The organism is uncultured Granulicatella sp., assembly GCF_963515095.1.
Classification (GTDB): Bacteria; Bacillota; Bacilli; order Lactobacillales; family Aerococcaceae; genus Granulicatella.
Map to the genome: position 1 here is coordinate 1 of NZ_CAUPXD010000019.1, position 17,666 is coordinate 17,666.

Annotated in this window: 12 protein-coding genes; all 12 read right to left on the reverse strand. The window is 33.2% G+C overall.

Going from position 1 to position 17,666, the window contains the following annotated elements; all coding sequences use genetic code 11:
- Positions 1–291: 291 nt before the first annotated feature.
- Positions 292–831: a DUF402 domain-containing protein gene (locus tag RWL86_RS05480; protein ID WP_314077721.1), complete on the reverse strand. Its 540-nt coding sequence runs from the start codon at positions 829–831 to the stop codon at positions 292–294.
- A gap of 101 nt (positions 832–932) precedes the next feature.
- Positions 933–2,114 (reverse strand): A/G-specific adenine glycosylase, encoded by a 1,182-nt coding sequence (mutY, locus tag RWL86_RS05485; protein ID WP_314077674.1) that lies wholly within the window; start codon positions 2,112–2,114, stop codon positions 933–935.
- On the reverse strand, positions 2,105–2,923 hold the full coding sequence (recX, locus tag RWL86_RS05490) for a recombination regulator RecX (protein WP_314077677.1): 819 nt from the start codon (positions 2,921–2,923) through the stop codon (positions 2,105–2,107). Before recX ends, mutY begins: the two co-directional genes overlap by 10 nt.
- 159 nt (positions 2,924–3,082) lie before the next feature.
- Entirely contained in the window at positions 3,083–3,748 is a 666-nt protein-coding gene (locus tag RWL86_RS05495) for an acylneuraminate cytidylyltransferase family protein (protein WP_314077680.1), read from the reverse strand.
- A gap of 18 nt (positions 3,749–3,766) precedes the next feature.
- Complete coding sequence (locus RWL86_RS05500) at positions 3,767–5,008, reverse strand: glycosyltransferase (RefSeq protein WP_314077683.1); 1,242 nt, start codon at positions 5,006–5,008, stop codon at positions 3,767–3,769.
- The gene (locus RWL86_RS05505) at positions 5,005–6,603 is read right to left on the reverse strand and encodes a glycosyltransferase family 52 (RefSeq protein WP_314077685.1); all 1,599 of its coding nucleotides are present in this window, start codon (positions 6,601–6,603) and stop codon (positions 5,005–5,007) included. The genes RWL86_RS05500 and RWL86_RS05505 overlap by 4 nt, the downstream gene beginning before the upstream one ends.
- A gap of 126 nt (positions 6,604–6,729) precedes the next feature.
- Positions 6,730–9,186 carry an SIALI-17 repeat-containing surface protein gene (locus RWL86_RS05510; RefSeq protein WP_314077686.1) on the reverse strand — a complete coding sequence of 819 codons (2,457 nt, stop codon included), beginning with the start codon at positions 9,184–9,186 and terminating at the stop codon, positions 6,730–6,732.
- 143 nt (positions 9,187–9,329) lie between these two features.
- A complete protein-coding gene (locus tag RWL86_RS05515; protein WP_314077687.1) occupies positions 9,330–12,617 on the reverse strand; it encodes an SIALI-17 repeat-containing surface protein in 3,288 nt (1,095 codons plus the stop codon).
- 181 nt (positions 12,618–12,798) lie between these two features.
- On the reverse strand, positions 12,799–13,806 hold the full coding sequence (galE, locus tag RWL86_RS05520) for a UDP-glucose 4-epimerase GalE (protein WP_314077688.1): 1,008 nt from the start codon (positions 13,804–13,806) through the stop codon (positions 12,799–12,801).
- A gap of 20 nt (positions 13,807–13,826) precedes the next feature.
- Complete coding sequence (gene map, locus RWL86_RS05525; protein WP_314077690.1) at positions 13,827–14,597, reverse strand: type I methionyl aminopeptidase; 771 nt, start codon at positions 14,595–14,597, stop codon at positions 13,827–13,829.
- A 184-nt stretch (positions 14,598–14,781) separates the two neighbouring features.
- Positions 14,782–16,245: an NCS2 family permease gene (locus RWL86_RS05530; RefSeq protein ID WP_314077692.1), complete on the reverse strand. Its 1,464-nt coding sequence runs from the start codon at positions 16,243–16,245 to the stop codon at positions 14,782–14,784.
- A gap of 239 nt (positions 16,246–16,484) precedes the next feature.
- Entirely contained in the window at positions 16,485–17,330 is an 846-nt protein-coding gene (locus tag RWL86_RS05535) for a MetQ/NlpA family ABC transporter substrate-binding protein (RefSeq protein ID WP_314077694.1), read from the reverse strand.
- Positions 17,331–17,666 lie beyond the last annotated feature (336 nt).

The window sequence follows — 17,666 nt, forward strand, 5'->3', positions numbered from 1 at the left end:
CTACACATTTGGTTTGTCTTCTTTGTTTAGTTTTCAAAGGTCAACGTCGCTTTATCGCGACAACTCCTATATATTATCATAGGTGTTTTTGTCTGTCAACTATTTTTTTAATTTATTTAAAATTTATTTTTCGCAATCGCTTCAAAAGCGAACGTTCGTTAACAGTGTTTATAATTTACCATAGCTAGACTTACTTTTCAAGTCTTTTTTGTAACTTTTTTTATATTTTTAATGAAAAAAGTGTTTTGAAACTTTCACTTCAAAACACTCTCTCACTCACACTACCTTGAGTTATTGTTTACGATAGGTTAGTTGACAATAACGTTCATACCATAAGTCAACATACTCTGGTGAAAACGGACCTTTTTTATTATTAATCCAATCGACTAGAATCTCAACATTCACCTTCAAAATTTGATCGATTTCTTTTGAATAATGCATTTGTCGGCGGTGTTGTTCATATTCGTCGACATCTAATAGTCTTTTTTCACCATCCGGGAATATTTTAATATCTAAATCATAATCAATATATTTTAATGCTTCTTTATCTAATACATAAGGAGAAGCTAGATTACAATAGTAGGATATTCCTTTTTGACGAATCATGGTTACTACATTAAACCAGTAATGCTTATGATAATATAACAATGCTGGTTCTCTTGTTAGCCAACGTCTTCCATCCGCTTCTGTTACTAAAGTATGATCATTACAAGCGATAATTGCTTGGTCACTTGTTTTTAGCACCATACTATCTCTCCACGTACGATGAAGACTGCCATCATGTTTATAACTCTTGACAGTGATGAATTCTCCTTCTCTTGGATTTTGCATCACGAGTCCAACCTTCTATATCGATTTTAGAAAAGCTCCCTTTTCTTTACATTCATTCTCGATTGTAGTATAGCACATTTCATCGCTTGTGTGAATATCTACTACTTATTATTCTCGAGTTGCCCTGATACATGTTCCCATAATTTTGTTTGTACTTTTGAAAAGGGCATTTTATAGAACTCTTCTGCTTCTACCCATCTTAATTCTCTATCACTTAATTCTTCTATTTCATCATATGATTGTACTTGATATGTTGTTAATTCAATTTCCCATTTTTGATGACTGAAAATATGTTTAACTTCACCCTTCAATTTCTTACCTTTTTGAATCTTTAGTTGATAAATTGATTCAAATTGCGTTTCTAACGGAATATTTTTATTTGGATAGTCTTCAAGATCTTCTGCTATTTCATCTAATAAACTCAATTGTTTTTTTGTAGGTGTATAATCTCTTATTAATGGAAAATGCCAAAATCCACTTAATAAATCTGCATAAGTATTTTTTTCTAACAAATATTGCCCTTTATCATTTTGAATGACAAATGCTTGCCACTTCATTGGTACAGGTTTTTTCTTAGGGATTTTCACTGGATATAAATGCATTGTTCCATTTAAATACGCTGCACTAAATTCTTTTACTGGACTATCTTCTGGATGTGGTGTTACTGGTGATTCAATATCTGACCCTAAATCCATCAGTGCTTGATTAAAGTCTCCGGGTCGTTCTTTTGAAATAATTTTTTCTGCAACTGCTTGGTATACTTTTCTGTTGGATGGATTACCTATATCTAACCCTATTTCAAATAAACGACTAATTACTCGCATTAAGTTTCCATCCACTGCTGGTTCAGCTAAATTAAAAGCAATACTAGCAATCGCTCCTGCTGTATACGGACCAATTCCTTTTAGCGTTTGGATTTCTTCCATAGTATCTGGGAATTTACCATTATATTCTCCCATAATTTGCTGAGCAGCTTTTTGCATATTTCTAACTCTTGAATAGTATCCTAATCCTTCCCACACCTTTAATAAGGACTCCTCCGGTGCATTTGCTAAAGATTCAATTGTTGGGAAAGTTTCTAGAAAACGATGATAGTACGGAATCACTGTATCGACTCTTGTTTGTTGAAGCATTATCTCGCTCACCCATATATGATAAGGATTATTCGAATGTCTCCACGGTAAATCTCTCTTTTCTTTGTCATACCATGCTAATAATTTTTCTTGAAATGAAGCAATTTTTTCTTCAGACCACATTTGTATTCCATATTGTTCTAAATCCATTCTTCACTCTCCCATTTTAACTTTTCAATCGCTTCATCAATTGCAGAACTGCTGAACCCTTTTTGATATAACTTTCCTTTTAATTGATACCAAACTTGTGAATCTGTTGCAGCATATTTAGAAAGTAATGTTTTCAAAATTCTCTCGCCTTGTTTCATTACTAATTCTTCTTCATTTTCTTCTTGTTTCTCAAATGTTAATACTGAAATCACAGATTGAACGACATCTAATTCATAGCCTTTTTGCATTAGAAAGCCATACACTTTTTGTTTCACCGTCTTAACTGGCACATTCCCTTGTCGGTCGACATATTTTTGCGCAATTTCTATTGCTTGATCTAATTGAGTTACTTCATCAAACTCCGCTAACGCTTTTTGAATAATAGTGTCATTCACACCTTTTTTCTTTAATTCAAAAGCTACAGCTTTAGGTCCCTTTTTTTGCAATGCAAAATTTTCTCGTACATAACTTTCTGCGTAAAATTGGTCATTAATGAAGCCATGATCCATTAATTGTTGCAAAACTTGATTAATTACTTCGTCAGACACTTCTAGCTTTTCTAGTTTTTCATAGACCTCTTTAGCGGTTCTTAATTTGAAATTTAAAAAATGCAATGCTTTTTGATAGACATTTTGATACTGTGTTTCCTGTTCAATTTCACGGATTGTATCTTGCGTTAATTCGGTTCCTTTTGTTAACGAAAACTTTAATAATGTCACTTCATCTACTCCAAAAGCAAATTCATCATTTATATAAATATTAAAACGATTTTGTTTTTTCTTTTGTACTTCAATTTTAGTAATTTGCATGATATCCCCCGCTTTCTATTTTTTATCTATTGTATCAAAATTTATTTTATTTCGATATTAAAAAGTAAAAAAGCCTCACCTTCTGATGAGACTTTGTACAATGAAATAAAAATTTTTTAAAAAATCGACAAACTATAACAAATCCACTGATAAGATTTCTTAACCTTCATCTATTTGTCCCCAAAACTCTGCCAATTTCAAATCATCTTTTGTGTTAATATCAATATTACATTTTCCATGTTGTAACACATAGCCTAACTTTCCACCATAAAATGATTGAGTCTGGCAAAAAATTCCAACTGTCACTCCAAATAAATTGCCATTTGGATAATATTGTTTTTGATGAACTTGTCGATTCGTCTGTTTTGCCTCTACTTGTTTATCCTCTAATCCTGTTTCGTTCAACGGTGTCACAAATAAAGCTGGATTTAATTCCACTTCTTTAACGGTTATAACACTGTCATATTCTTCCATTAACTCCAAGACTTTCACTAAATCTTCCTTTGAACGAAACGGACTTGTTGGTTGAAGTAAGACAATCTTATCTTCGTCATCTAAGCAGAAAGCTTTAATAACATCTACTAACACTTCCACCATCGTTGTCTGTGAGGTCGCTAAGTTTTCTGTTCTATGATGTACTTCTACTCCATCACTCTGAAATAAATGCGCACTATAATCAGTTGTCACAATCATTTTATCAAACACATCCGCCTCTATAGCAAAATCAATCGCACGGTTTAATAAACTCTTCCCACCAACGACTTGTAAATTTTTATGTGGTAATTCAACAGAACCACTTCTTGCTGGTATAACGGCAATTCTCATTCCATTTCCCTTTCCATCTTATTCATTTAACACTTTTTCATAAAGAGACTTCACTTTTTCTTTTGTATATTTTTCCGCAAAACTCGAAGAATAATATTCGCTTTTTGACTGATAATCTTTTAGCATTTCGACTAATTCATCTAGTGAGCGGAATGTATTTGTATGTCTACAAACTTTTGCATAATAAATATGTGCTAAATCCGTATGCGACAATAAACAAACTAACCCACAAGCAGATGCCTCTACTGCACTATTTGCAAAACACTCACTATAAGAACAAGAAAGATACCCTTGATGCTTCTCATAAGGAACAGAATTTACAAATCCAGCGTATGTAACATTTTGGGGAAGCTGACCTTCCGTCATTCCATCTGGTAATGTTCCATAAATTGTTAGACGACTTTGCGGAACTTGTCTAAATGCTTCAATAGCTAATTCACAATTTTTTATAATCGTCATATTTCCAACAATACACCAATCCGTCACAGTTTCATACGTTTGTATTCTAATTTTCTCAACATAAACGGGAGGTAAAAATCGCACAACATCACTACCTAATCGTTCTTCTAACACGGGACTTGCCACAATATTGGTACACCAATTTTGCAAAACAAATTTCATAAAAGGCGCTAAAATGTTGTAATGAGTAAAAGCAAATAATTCTCTTTTTGTATTTTGAAAAAACTTTCTCAATTGTAATGGATATTCATGAATCATATCAATGATAAATTTATCTTGAGGAGTTGAATGCTCGGCTAAGTATACACTCACCAATTGCCATTGCGAATAATGTTCTCCTGTTTCCACAAAATGATAATCATGATAGTTCTCACTAAAATCCCCTTCGAGTATAATTCCTTTTGTTCCATATAAAGTAAAGGTATTAGAAAACATATTCATCCGATAAAATAATTGCGAAGTATAGCACTCAATCGTTCCATCCTCGTAATACACCAATCCTACATAACCTTCTTTTGTATACTCCACTTTTTTCACACGTTCTAATGAAGTAAGAAAATCTTTTGAAACACTCGGACGAACTCTTGCTAAATCAGACAAATCAAAAATCGCATGATAAAAATTTTGAAACCCTAATTGTTCTAATTGCTCTACAAAATTTGGAACAATATTTTTCAGATTTGTAATCACAAATTGATGCTCAATTCCCAATTCTTGCATGATAGACTGCCGAGCCAATTGACTACTTTCAAAACCATAAATGGTAGTAGGAATTCCTTCTTTAATCGTAAATACTCTCATCTTACTTCTCCTTCTAATGCCTCTTCAAGAGATATTCCCCTTGTTTTAGCTAAACGAGCACGAAAAGTCATTTCCTTTTGATAACTTTCAGAAAATCGATAATAAGCAGTTGTAAGATTTAATAATACAGCATTTTCCTTTGTAACCATCCTTGCCCATAAATGCCAATCTTCAAACCCATCATATCCTTCTTGATAACCTCCAGCTTCATCATAAGCAGACTTTCTAAAAATAACTGTTGAAGGATGAAATAAATTTCGATACGCTAATTGGAACCATAAATCTTCTCCATACAAATGATTCTGTTTAGTTCTGATTAACATTTCTTTCTTTTCAATTTCTTGAAAAATGATTCTTGACCCAACAATATCTAATGTAGAGTTAGATTCTAATTGCTGCAACAACATTTCCAAATGCCACGGCATCCACACATCATCCGACTCTATTTTAGCAACGAACTCCCCTTGCACTTGTTTCATCCCTGTTATTAATGTACGAGAAATTCCTTGATGCACGATTTTTTCATAGTGAACACGAGAATCTGTTAGATATTTCTGACAAACTTCTTGTGTTTCATCAGTCGAACCATCATCTACAATCCATAAACGAAACTCTTGGTGAGTTTGCTTTAACACTGATTGAATTGATTCATCGATTGTTTTAGTTACATTATAAACAGGCATCACAATATCCACACAAGCATCTGATAGAGAAACATTTTTATATTGCACCCCATAATTTTGTAACACATTCGACTCAAAACTACTTAAGAAGGTACGATATCCTTGCACTTTTACTCCTTCAATTTCTTTTGCGAAAATAAACGATGTTGAATAGAAACCATATACTTCTACAAATTCATATTCTGTTAATAAGTCATAAATTTCTTCTTCAAAGCATTTTGAAGGAGTGGCTACTTGAACTCCCTCAACTTCAACCGTAACACGAGGATGAGGATAATAGAAATCCGCTTTGCAATCTTGTATCGCTTTTTGCGTCAATCTTTTGGTAGATACAATATCTTCACTTACAAAAATTGACCCTAATGCTTGACCCAAAAATACACGAATCACTTTCCCATTGTCTGCACGTTTGAAATCTACCGGTTTTGTATCTAACTTTAAGCGGATTTGTCTTTTGTCCTCAAACAACTCTGTCTTCTCAAACACCGTAAAATGTTTTTGAGAAAGGTTCATTAATTGTCCTAATGTTAATCCTAATGGAGAAACTATTCTATTTTGATTTTGTGTATACATATTCGGAACAATAATCGAAGTACTACCATCATCAAAAGTAAACAATTTCATTCTTTTAGGATTAAAAAAACTTAACGCTATCGGATTATCTAAACTTGCTAAATACAACGAAGAAATGTTTTTCCCAGCAAGAAAATGTTTCAAAGTTTCTAATAGGTTCTCTTTAGGTAACACACAAACTTCCTTGCAAAATTCTTTCATTTTTTCAGCATAAATCATCTGCCTTGAATCATTTGACATCACTAAATACATTCCATAAAATTCAAAATTTGTGTAACGTGCTACTTCTCTTGCAACAAGAACTTGGAAGGGCGAAGTACAAAAGATTACATTCATCATTGTTCCTACTTTCTAAGAATTTACATAACTCTATTTTCAGTCACAGTATACCATAGTCTTTCTACATCCTAAAGTTTAGCAGACGAAAAAGGAACAGTCTTTCGACTGCTCCTTCTAATTAAATTATTATTTTTTTCTAGGTCTTACAACTCCTAAGCCAGCAAGAACAGCACTTGTTGCTGCACTCACTAATGCTAGTTCATCACCTGTACCGGTTTGTGGTAATTGATTTGCTTGAGGTAATGCTACAGCATGTGAAGTTGGAGTTTCTTTTGGAGTCTCTGCTTCATTTTTAGGAGATTCTGGAGTTACTTTTGGCACCTTTTGTTCTTCTGCTTTAGGTTTTTCAGAATCTCTTTGAGGAGTATTTGGCACTTTTGATTCAGAATTTAATTTTCTAAATACATGTGTCACTACATCACCTTCTTGGTTTTGAATAGTTTCAATATATTCATATCCTTTAATCGTTCCATGTTCAAATGCTTCGTTTGATTGACCTAATTCAACTGGCGATTTTACATCTGCCGGTTTTAATGGAGTTCCATTTTCGTCCACCCATTTTGTGATAATTAATGTTGGTTTCGTGTAGATTGGAGGTTCGATACTATTCACACCACCGATATATTCCGGTACTTCATTCTTTGGGGGATCAATTAAGGAAACTCCCCCATTAAATTCTGGTAGCTCTTGAATAGGTGCATTATCAGGATTTTTGGATTTATTCATTACTAATTCGTAATAATGATTTACAATCGGTCTACCTTCATCCATTACTTTATATGCACGAATCGGTGTGATAATTTCTTTAACAGTATATTGAGAAATTTCTTCAGTTATTACCTCTTGTTTTGTTAGCTCTTCTTCTTGTGTAATAAGATTAACTTTAGTAACTTTTATATTCTTTAAATCATCGGAAATAGTAACTCCATCTTTACCAGTATGTGATAAATTTTCTCTTCCTTCTTCATAATTAACTCTTTCCCAACTTGTATATAATTCTGGGTAAAAAGAACTTGTAGAAATTTTTCTAATTCCGCAATTATTGCCCTTACACTTTCCAATGGTTTCTGGATTAACATATGTCATTTTTTCGTTATTAACTAATTTCCCATTTTTTCCATTATGTTGAATTAGTGTTGTTGTAGTTCCCAATGAAACAGACATGTTTTCTATAACTTTTACTCCAGATAACAATTTTAATTTTAATTGCTGTAAAATATCTCTATCGGCATGAAAAAAATTAATATTGTAAGACTTATTACTATTTATAAGTATATTATTTTCCTTGATAAAGTTTGTTATATCCTGAATTAACTTATCCATTTCTGCTTTCTTTTCTTTAAATTCAAGTTGCCCCACTTCATTTTTTTCAGTTCTATTAAAATACTCTAATACTTGTAGCACTTGAGATTCAATAATTTCTATATGATCTTGAACAGTGTCCCTTTTAAAATTCGGGGTAACAGATGGGACATATCCATCGTATCCCTTATTATAAGATAATGAATATAAGTCGCTATAATCTTTCTTTTCCCCTTTAAAATCCCAAAAATCTTGAAGGAGTAGCGGATTCCCTTTATCAAAATCATAAAACGCATAAGTAACATAACCTCCGAAATCCTCAGATACTTTTTCAGAAATTAACTCAGGGTTGCCATCTACTTTATGTCTTGAAAATTGATTTTTAATTTCTATATTCTTTTTTGTTCCTGAAGCATAGGTATCTCTATCCATTACAAGAATAGTATCTCCTTTTTGAAGCGTCACATTTTCTTTAGTAAAATCTTTAGCTCTCGCTTTCCCATTTTCCCATGCAGTTATAGCTTCTTCATCACTTGTAATGTTTGAAGTTTCTACAAATTTACCATAATGTCCATCTGAAGTTTCTTCGACTAAGTAAACTTTCCCCGTTATCTTTTCATAATTAATTTCTCCTAGGCTATTATGTAACCCTTTTGGAGACACTGCTACCTCTAAATCATTGAATTTTGTTTTATCAAATGAAGTTTTTTCGATATTTTCTACTTCAGAACGAACATATTTATAAGTTTTACCGTCCACTTCTACTGTATCTTTTTTTCCAGTTTCAATTGAAATAGCTGACCCCGTTTTAGTTTCAATTGATTCACGGTAGTCTTTACCATCTGTATCATAAGCAATACCTTTTTTGTCATAAGGAGTTGTTACTGTTCCTTTTTCACCTTCTACTGTTTCTGTTTTTAGTAATGATTTGTCAGACTCAAGTTTGTAGTTGACCGCTGCTTCTGTTTTGAAGTTTACTGTGTCATTACCGTCCACATCACCTGTGTTGTGATTCGCTTTTGTTTGTTCAGCTACATCTTTCCCTAAGACTGCATCCACTTTTACAGTTTTAGAACTTGTATCATCTGTGAATGTTGTAGCTGATGTTGAGGCTACTTTTAAAGTATCACTTACTACTGTTGCTGTATCTGTATCGTTTGATAAGACAGCTGCAGATACTACAGTTCCATTCGCAAAGAATAGTCCAATAACAGCACTCGCTAAGCCGATTCCTTTATATTTTCTTAATGAGTATTTTCTTTGCAAATTTCTTTTCCCCATACTAACTCCTTTATGATTAATAAAATCAATATTCATTTTCACTTCTTCAAAATCTCTCAACTATCTTTTTTAACATTCACAAATATATACTATAGTATACCAAATGTAAAGGAACAGCCTTACGACTGCTCCTTCCAATTAAATTATTGTTTCTTTCTAGGTCTTGCAATTCCTAATCCAGCAAGAATGGAACTTGTTGCTGCACTCAGTAATGCTAGTTCATTACCTGTACCTGTTTGAGGTAATTGATTGGCTTGAGGTAACGATACAGAATTCGAATCTAAAGTTTTATCCGAAGTAAAATCTTGATGTTCATCCATTGATTTTTCAGATGTAACTTCTTCATTTTGTTTTTGTTTTCTAGAAACATCTTTATCTTTTGGAGTTTCTATAATAATGTTGTCATTCTTTTGTTTTTCGTTTTCACTATTTCCTCTAGAAGTATTGGATTCTTTTGATCCAGAGGTTTGTTTTCTGAATTTATGTATCACTACATCCCCTTCTTGGTTTCGAATAGTTTCAATATATTCATACCCTTCAATTATTCCATGTTCAAATGCTTCATTGGGTTGTCCTAACTCTACAGGCGCTTTCACATCTGCTGGTCTTAATTGAACTCCTTCTTCATCTACCCATTTCGTAATAATTAGTGTTGGTTTTGTATAAATCGGTGGTTCAATCGCAACAACTCCTCCAGCAAATTCAGGGACCTCATTTATCGGAGCTTCTGGCATAGTAGTTCCACCAGTAAATTCTGGCACATCTAAAATTGGTGGATTCTCTGATACTGCCCATTCAACTTTTTTAGGTTCTAAAGCATATTGATATACGACAGTAGTGATACCGTCTACTACTTTTCCTGTTTCGGCTGTTGTATTATTGAACTTATCAGAAACAGCATAAACACCTTGATAATCATAATTTTTACCGTCTGCTGTCGTTATTTTTCCAACCCATTTATGTTTTGCATTGTAATCTGGTATCTGCCAATCTCTTACCTCATCTCGAGTTGAGACTACTTTATCTCCCGATTTTGTAATATATGTGTAAGTTGTTCTTAAAACTACATCATTTACTAGAGTTTCTGCTGGTTTTATTTCATTACCTTCAGCATCTACATACTTAACAATTACCGATCCTTTTACCTCTTTTTTAACAGGATTAGGATCTTCTTTACTCACTAAACGGTAAACATATTTTACAATCGTTTGAGGTTTATCGATTACACCTATTTCAGGTGCAGACCCAAAGGCAATTTCATCAAACTCATACGTGAATCCTGTTTTATCGGCTATTATTGTATCGTGTTTTTTTTCAGTTGCATCATAATCGGGCATTAAAGTTTCAAATACTTTGTCCTCACCAACTTTTGTTGTTCCTGAAATTAAATCATAGGTTTTTAAAATTTTATACGGTACTTCTCCAGCTACGATTTCATCACTTTTTAGTTTTTCACCGGTATTCGATACATATTGAACCGTTACCGTTCCTACTTTTTCATCATGAATGAGTGACGGAATCATAGCACGATTTGATACCATTTTATAGTAATGGTTCACAACCGGATTTCCTTCACCCATTACCTTATAAGCACGGATTGGTGTGATAAGTTCCTTAACTTCATAATCTGTTACTTTTGTTGTTGTTACCTCTTGTTTCGTGAATTCAGTTTCAGTTGTTGTTTTATTTTCATCAACTACATTAATATGTTTTAAATCATCAGAAATCGTAACTACACCTTTATTTGTATAAACAAATACTTCTCTTTCCTCTCTCTCATCATCCTTTTTCCAATCGCTATAATGTTCTGGAACCGCATCTTTATGGTAAGAGCGAATGTAACCTGATTCAATTGCATGAGAAGGTCCGAATCTTACTATTTGTTTTTCGGTTAACGTAACATTTTTTTCACCATAATAATAATTAAGAATTTTGCTAGTTGATCCTACTTCGAGATTTAAACCTTTCAGTACATTTTCTCCGGCTTCAATATAAGCTCGTAACTGTTTCAAAACATCTTTATTAGCTTGCGAGAACATCAATCCTCTTTCTGATTCTACAGATACATTGATGTTATTCTTTCGAATCATTTCTATTGTAGAAGCAATATTTTCATCCAATTTGGCTTTTCTTGCTTGAATATCTTTTCTTACTTCTTCACTATTCGTATTCTGATTAAAATATTCTAAAATAGCATATACTTCGGCATGCATAACTCCTATAATTTCTTTTAATGATTCTTTTTTAAAGTTATGTTCTTTTAAATCCCCAAAACCAGGTGGATAACTTTTAGAAGCATTTGAATAAAATAGAACTGTATCGCCATTAAAAGATGCTTTACCATCATCAGAAGTACCAAATACTTCATCGTTCCCCATTGTTGGATACTCACCATTCATAGGTTGACCCCAAAAGGCATAACTGATATTTCCTTGAATTCCTTCTGACCTTTCAAATGGTTCTACTTTATCATAAGCAGGAGTTGCAGCAATTTTTTCTCTTCGATAATCCGTGCTATGAACCTTTCTCCCACCGTTTCCAAGAGCATAGGTATCTCGATCCATCACAAGAACTGTATCTCCTTCTTTCAGAGTTACATTTTCTTTTGTGAAGTCTTTAGCGGTCTTTTGTCCATTTTTCCATGCTTTCACTGCTTCTTCATCACTGGTGATATTCGATGCTTCTACATACTTACCGTAATGTCCGTCAGTTGTTTCTTCTACTAAGTAGACTTTTCCAGTTATTTTTCCATAATTAATTTCTCCCAAATAATTATACATACCTTCAGGAGAAACAGAAGCTTCGATATCATTAAAATGACTTTTTTCATAAACAGCTTTTTCTTTATCTACTACTTCTGAACGAACTAATTGATACGCTTTGTTATTAGCCTTAAGATGAAACTCACTACCAGTATTTTCATTAATTTCACCCCTAATTATTTCTACTCCTGACCCTCTATAAGCTTTACCATCTGTATCGTATGAAATGCCTTTTTTGTCGTAATTTGCATAAACATTTCCTTTTTCTTCATAAATTTTAGACTCTGTTATTTTAGAATGATCTTCTTCTAATAAATAGTTAACCGTAGCTTTTTTTGAAAAATTAACCCTGTCTGTCCCATCAGGGTCTCCAAAATGTTCATTTGCTTTTGGTTCAAAAGTTACATTTCCTATAACAGCATCCACGGTCACTTTTTTGGTAGAATCCTTATCATCTGTAAAAGTTGTTTTATGACTAGCTGGAATTTTTTCTGTAACACGTTCATTATCTGCTCCCGTTATAACTGTTGTTTCACTTTTATCTCCTGAAGTTACACCAGCATAAACAGACTGATTAGCAAAAAGTACACCAATCACTGCACTAGCCAAACCAATTCCTTTAAATTTTCGTAATGAATATTTTTTCTGTAAATTGTTTTCTTTCATCATGTCGTATTTCTCCCTCAATCCTCAATTTAATCATAACAGTTTCAATTATACGCCTTTCTTAGCTAAAAATAACCCTATAATATTACAGATAGATTACATCTTTTTTGCTATTTATTTATAAAAAAATCCCGTTAGCATCATCTGCGCTAACAGGATTTTCGTTTATATAATATTTTTATATTTAGTATCCTTGAGGATTATTTTTTTGCCAGTTCCAAGAATCACGAACCATGTCGTTTAAGTCTTTTTCAGCAACCCAACCTAGTACTTCTTTTGCTCGACTTGCATCTGCATAACAAGTTGCAATATCTCCAGCACGGCGCGGGCAAATTTTATATGGAATCTCTACATTATTTTCTTTCATGAATGCATGAACTAAGTCTAATACACTATAGCCAATTCCAGTTCCTAAGTTATACACTTTTGCTCCAGGATTTCCGATATTATCTTTCACTGCAAGAGCATGTCCTCTTGCTAAATCCACAACGTGAAGATAGTCTCGAACCCCTGTTCCATCATGTGTATCATAGTCATCCCCAAACACACTTAACTGTTGTAATTTTCCAACTGCTATTTGCGTAATATATGGCATTAAGTTATTTGGAACTCCATTTGGATTTTCCCCAATTAAGCCACTTTCATGAGCGCCAATTGGATTGAAATAACGTAAGTTTGTTACAGACCATTCTTTGTCAGCAAAAGCAACATCATTTAAAATTTGTTCTAACATTACTTTTGTATATCCATAAGGATTTGTCGCACTTGTTGGCATTCCTTCTTTAAATGGTACTGGATTATTCATTCCATAAACTGTTGCGCTTGAACTGAAAATAATATTTTTCACGCCGAAGTTTCTCATCACATCTAATAATACTAATGTACCTGTAATATTATTATGATAATATTCTAAAGGTTTGACTACAGATTCTCCTACTGCTTTGAAACCTGCAAACTGAATGACACAATCAATTTTTTCTTTTGAGAATACTTCTGTTAAAAAGTCATGATCTAAAATAGATCCTTCATAAAATGGAAATTCTTTTCCTGTAATTGTTGTTAATCGTTTTAACACTTCAGGTGAACTATTAGAAAAATCATCTAAAATAACAACTTCATACCCTGCTTTATCTAATTCTACTACTGTATGAGAGCCAATATAACCTGCTCCCCCTGTAACTAAAATAGCCATTGCTATTCCTCCTTATACTACTATAATACATCTTCTGTATGGTCTGCTTGTAATGTTAAAATACGTGGACCATCTTTTGTAATCGCTAATGTATGTTCAAATTGGCAGCTTAATCCACCATCTAATGTGTGAGCTGTCCAACCATTGCTTTCCATTTCTGATTTCCATGTTCCAGTATTCACCATTGGTTCGATTGTAATAACCATTCCTTCTTTTAAGCGAAGACCTTTTCCAGGCTCACCATAGTGAGGAACAGATGGACTTTCATGAATTGTTGGTCCAATTCCATGTCCGATAAATTCACGAACAACTGAGAACCCTTCATTTTCTACATAAGTTTGAATCGCATGACCAATATCCCCAATACGATTACCCACTTGTGCTTGTTGAATTCCTAAATATAATGCTTTTTTCGTTACTTCATATAAATGATCTAATTCCGGAGTAGTTTCACCAACAATATAACTCCAACAAGAATCAGACAAAGCTCCTTTTAAGTCTACGCAGAAATCAACTTTTACTAAATCACCTGATTTCAATGGTTTACGACGAGGGAATCCATGACAGATTTCGTCATTAATACTTGTACAAGTGGCATATTTATATCCTTCATATCCGATTTGTGGAGCCGAACCACCTGCTTCTTCAATTTTCTTTTGAACAAATTCATTAATCTCCCAAGTTGTTACTCCCGGTTTAATAAAGTCTCGTAATGCTACGTGGATAGAAGCTAATAAAGCACCCGACTCATTCATCGCTTCAATTTCACGATTTGATTTTAATGTAATCATACTTCAATTCCTTTCTTTTTATACTCTAGAATATTATAGCATAGCTTTTTAGAAAATGTTTGAAATTAAATGAATTCCAACCATTTCTTTTCATTTCCTTAATAATTCCTTTATAAAGCAAAACGAAGTTACTAAAATCGTAACTTCGTTTTACCTCTTTGGGAGAAAAGATATAAGGGAAAAGCTATAGAATGGCTAAAATAATGAAGTTCAAAATGAACAATCCTGTCGCTACCCATAAAATTGGGTGAACTTCTTTAGATTTGCCTGTTAATGTTTTAATGAAGCAGTAAAAGATGAACCCTGCTGCAATTCCGTATGAAATGCTATAGCAAAGCGCCATAAAGATTCCCGCAAAGAATGCTGGGACTGCTTCTTCTAAATGATCCCATTGAACATCTGCAAAAGATGATAACATCATAACCCCTACAATAATTAAAGCAGGTGCTGTTGCTGCTGCAGGTACGATTCCTACAAATGGTGCTAATAATGTAGAAGCTGCTAATAATACTGCTGTTGTTACAGCTGTTAATCCAGTACGACCACCTGCTCCGATACCTGCTGCACTTTCTACATAAGTTGTTGTATTACTTGTTCCGAAAATTGCCCCTATTGAAGTTCCAATCGCATCTGCAAATAAAGCTTTATCCATTTTAGAAGAGAAACCTGAACCTTCTTCTAACATTCTTTCATCTTCTGCTGAGAAGATTCCTGTCTTACGACCTGTTCCAATAAATGTTCCTAATGTATCGAATGTATCCGATAAACTAAATGCGAAAATCGTCATTAATACTAATGGTAATTTCGCAGGGTTGGAGAATAATTTACCCATTCCTTCTGGACCAAATGCAGCAAAAATAGTTACTTGTAAATCTGAAAACGCAGAAGCTAATGAATTTTGAGACCAATTCACAGTTGATAAATCAACGACACCCATTGGAATAGCTAATAAAGTTGTAACGACAATCCCAATTAAAATTGCTCCACGAACATTTTTAATGACTAAAATAACTGTAATTAATAAACCAATTAATGCTAATAAAGCATCACTTTGAGTAAAGTTCACTAATGAAGGAACAATTCCACCATTAGAAGTAACAGAAAATACTCCACCTTTAAAGGATTCTACAGTTGCTTGATACGGTTGATTATTAATCGTAGCAATTGTTTTTGCATCTGATAAGAAACTTAATAAGTTTGCATTTTTTAAACCAATATAAGCAACGAATACCCCAATACCGCCCCCGATAGCATGTTGCATACTAACTGGAATTGCTTGAATAATCATTTTACGAATTTTTGTTACTGTAATGAAGACATTTAATAATCCACAAATAAATACCATTGCTAATGCTTCTTGCCAAGTAAAGCCTAATCCGAATACGACAGTAAATGTAAAGAAAGCATTCAATCCCATCCCTGGCGCTAATGCATAAGGTACATTCGCGAATAACCCCATCACTAATGTACTAACAACTGCTGCCACAATGGTGGATAGGAAAACTGCTTGGAATGGCATCCCTGTTTGACTAAGAATACTAGGGTTTACGAAGATGATATAAGACATTGCAAAAAATGTCGTAAGCCCTGCTAAAAGTTCTGTTCCAAAAGTTGTGTTATTTTCTTTTAATTTAAAGAAATTTTCCATGAAGTTTCTAGCTCCTTTAAGTGTTTTATTAAGAACGAGGTAAGTATACTTCATTATTGGTTGAAAATCAATACAAAATACGTATGTTTTTATTATTTATATAAATTAATGTACGTATTTTGTTTTATTTTTACTTTCCAAGATAAAAAATAGCCTTAAAAAACAAAATAAAACGAACAACTGACACCTTTAATGGTGAAAGTTGTTCGTTTGGAGAGAGATGACTATTTTATATCAGACTATTTTTCTGCGTTCCACACTGGGAAGTATTGTCCTGGTCCAATTTCATTCATTTTCTTCGCTACATCATCTGCTTGGAATAATTCAACAATTTTTTTGTATGTTGGATTATCAGCATCTTTTGCATTTGCAGCAATGATATTGAAACGATCTTTTGGAATTGTATCTAAGTGATCAGCATCTGTGAAGATATAATCTTCAACTTTTAATCCTGCATCTTTAGCCATTGAACCATTAATTGAAGCTGCATCTACATCTTGTAATAAACGAGGTGCTTGTGCTGATTCTGCTTCAATAATTTCTAAGTTACGTGGATTACTTGTAATATCAGCTAGAGAGGCTTTTGTTCCTACTCCATCTTTTAATGTAATTAATCCTTCTGTTTCTAATGCTACTAAAGCACGACCTTGAATCGCTACTTCTTTTGGTACTAATACTTTTGCATTTTCAGGTAAATCTTTTAATGATTTATATTTTGTTGAGAAGTAATATAATGGCACGATAAATGTCGTTCCGATTTCTTTAATATCTGAACCTTTATCTTTGTTCCATTGTGCTAAATAAGCACGATGTTGGAAGGCATTTAATTGAACAGAACCTTCTTCTAATGCTGTATTTGGTAATACGTAGTCGTTCATTTCTACAACTTCTAAGTCAATATTTTCTTTTTTAGCTTTTTCAGCAACAAAATCCCAAATTTCATGAGCAGCGCTACCTACAACGGCAACTTTTACATGTTCAGCTGGTTTTGTTTCTTTTGAAGTTTCTTGTTTACTTGTTTGATTTCCGCAAGCTGCTAATGTCACTGCAGCAACTGCTGTTAAAAATAAATTTCTTAATTTCATTTAATTTCCCCACTTTTGTTTTTCTAAATGTCACGTGATACAAATGGTACTATACCGAATTATCACAGTCGGGTCAACGAAATTTGACCTATTTCAGCATTGTTTATTTTTACTAGTTGTTAAAGTTAAAAACTATATTTCTATCACATCAACATTTACAGACTATAAAAATGAGAAAATTGGCAAACAAAAAAGACTTTTCTACATAGCTGTAGTGACAGAACCGGCAAAAGCCGATTCTGTCACAGGAAATTTTGAGACTACAGGCTCAAAATTTAGCCAAGAGACACCGAAGGTGGCTACTGGCGTCCTAGCAACTATAGATAAGTCTAATTA

Excerpts from the sequence above, each read along its gene's own strand:
- RWL86_RS05480 (WP_314077721.1), bottom strand. The coding sequence starts at position 831 with ATGCAAAATCCAAGAGAAGGAGAATTCATCACTGTCAAGAGTTATAAA.
- mutY (WP_314077674.1), bottom strand. The coding sequence starts at position 2,114 with ATGGATTTAGAACAATATGGAATACAAATGTGGTCTGAAGAAAAAATT.
- recX (WP_314077677.1), bottom strand. The coding sequence starts at position 2,923 with ATGCAAATTACTAAAATTGAAGTACAAAAGAAAAAACAAAATCGTTTT.
- RWL86_RS05495 (WP_314077680.1), bottom strand. The coding sequence starts at position 3,748 with ATGAGAATTGCCGTTATACCAGCAAGAAGTGGTTCTGTTGAATTACCA.
- RWL86_RS05500 (WP_314077683.1), bottom strand. The coding sequence starts at position 5,008 with ATGAGAGTATTTACGATTAAAGAAGGAATTCCTACTACCATTTATGGT.
- RWL86_RS05505 (WP_314077685.1), bottom strand. The coding sequence starts at position 6,603 with ATGATGAATGTAATCTTTTGTACTTCGCCCTTCCAAGTTCTTGTTGCA.
- RWL86_RS05510 (WP_314077686.1), bottom strand. The coding sequence starts at position 9,186 with ATGGGGAAAAGAAATTTGCAAAGAAAATACTCATTAAGAAAATATAAA.
- RWL86_RS05515 (WP_314077687.1), bottom strand. The coding sequence starts at position 12,617 with ATGATGAAAGAAAACAATTTACAGAAAAAATATTCATTACGAAAATTT.
- galE (WP_314077688.1), bottom strand. The coding sequence starts at position 13,806 with ATGGCTATTTTAGTTACAGGGGGAGCAGGTTATATTGGCTCTCATACA.
- map (WP_314077690.1), bottom strand. The coding sequence starts at position 14,597 with ATGATTACATTAAAATCAAATCGTGAAATTGAAGCGATGAATGAGTCG.
- RWL86_RS05530 (WP_314077692.1), bottom strand. The coding sequence starts at position 16,245 with ATGGAAAATTTCTTTAAATTAAAAGAAAATAACACAACTTTTGGAACA.
- RWL86_RS05535 (WP_314077694.1), bottom strand. The coding sequence starts at position 17,330 with ATGAAATTAAGAAATTTATTTTTAACAGCAGTTGCTGCAGTGACATTA.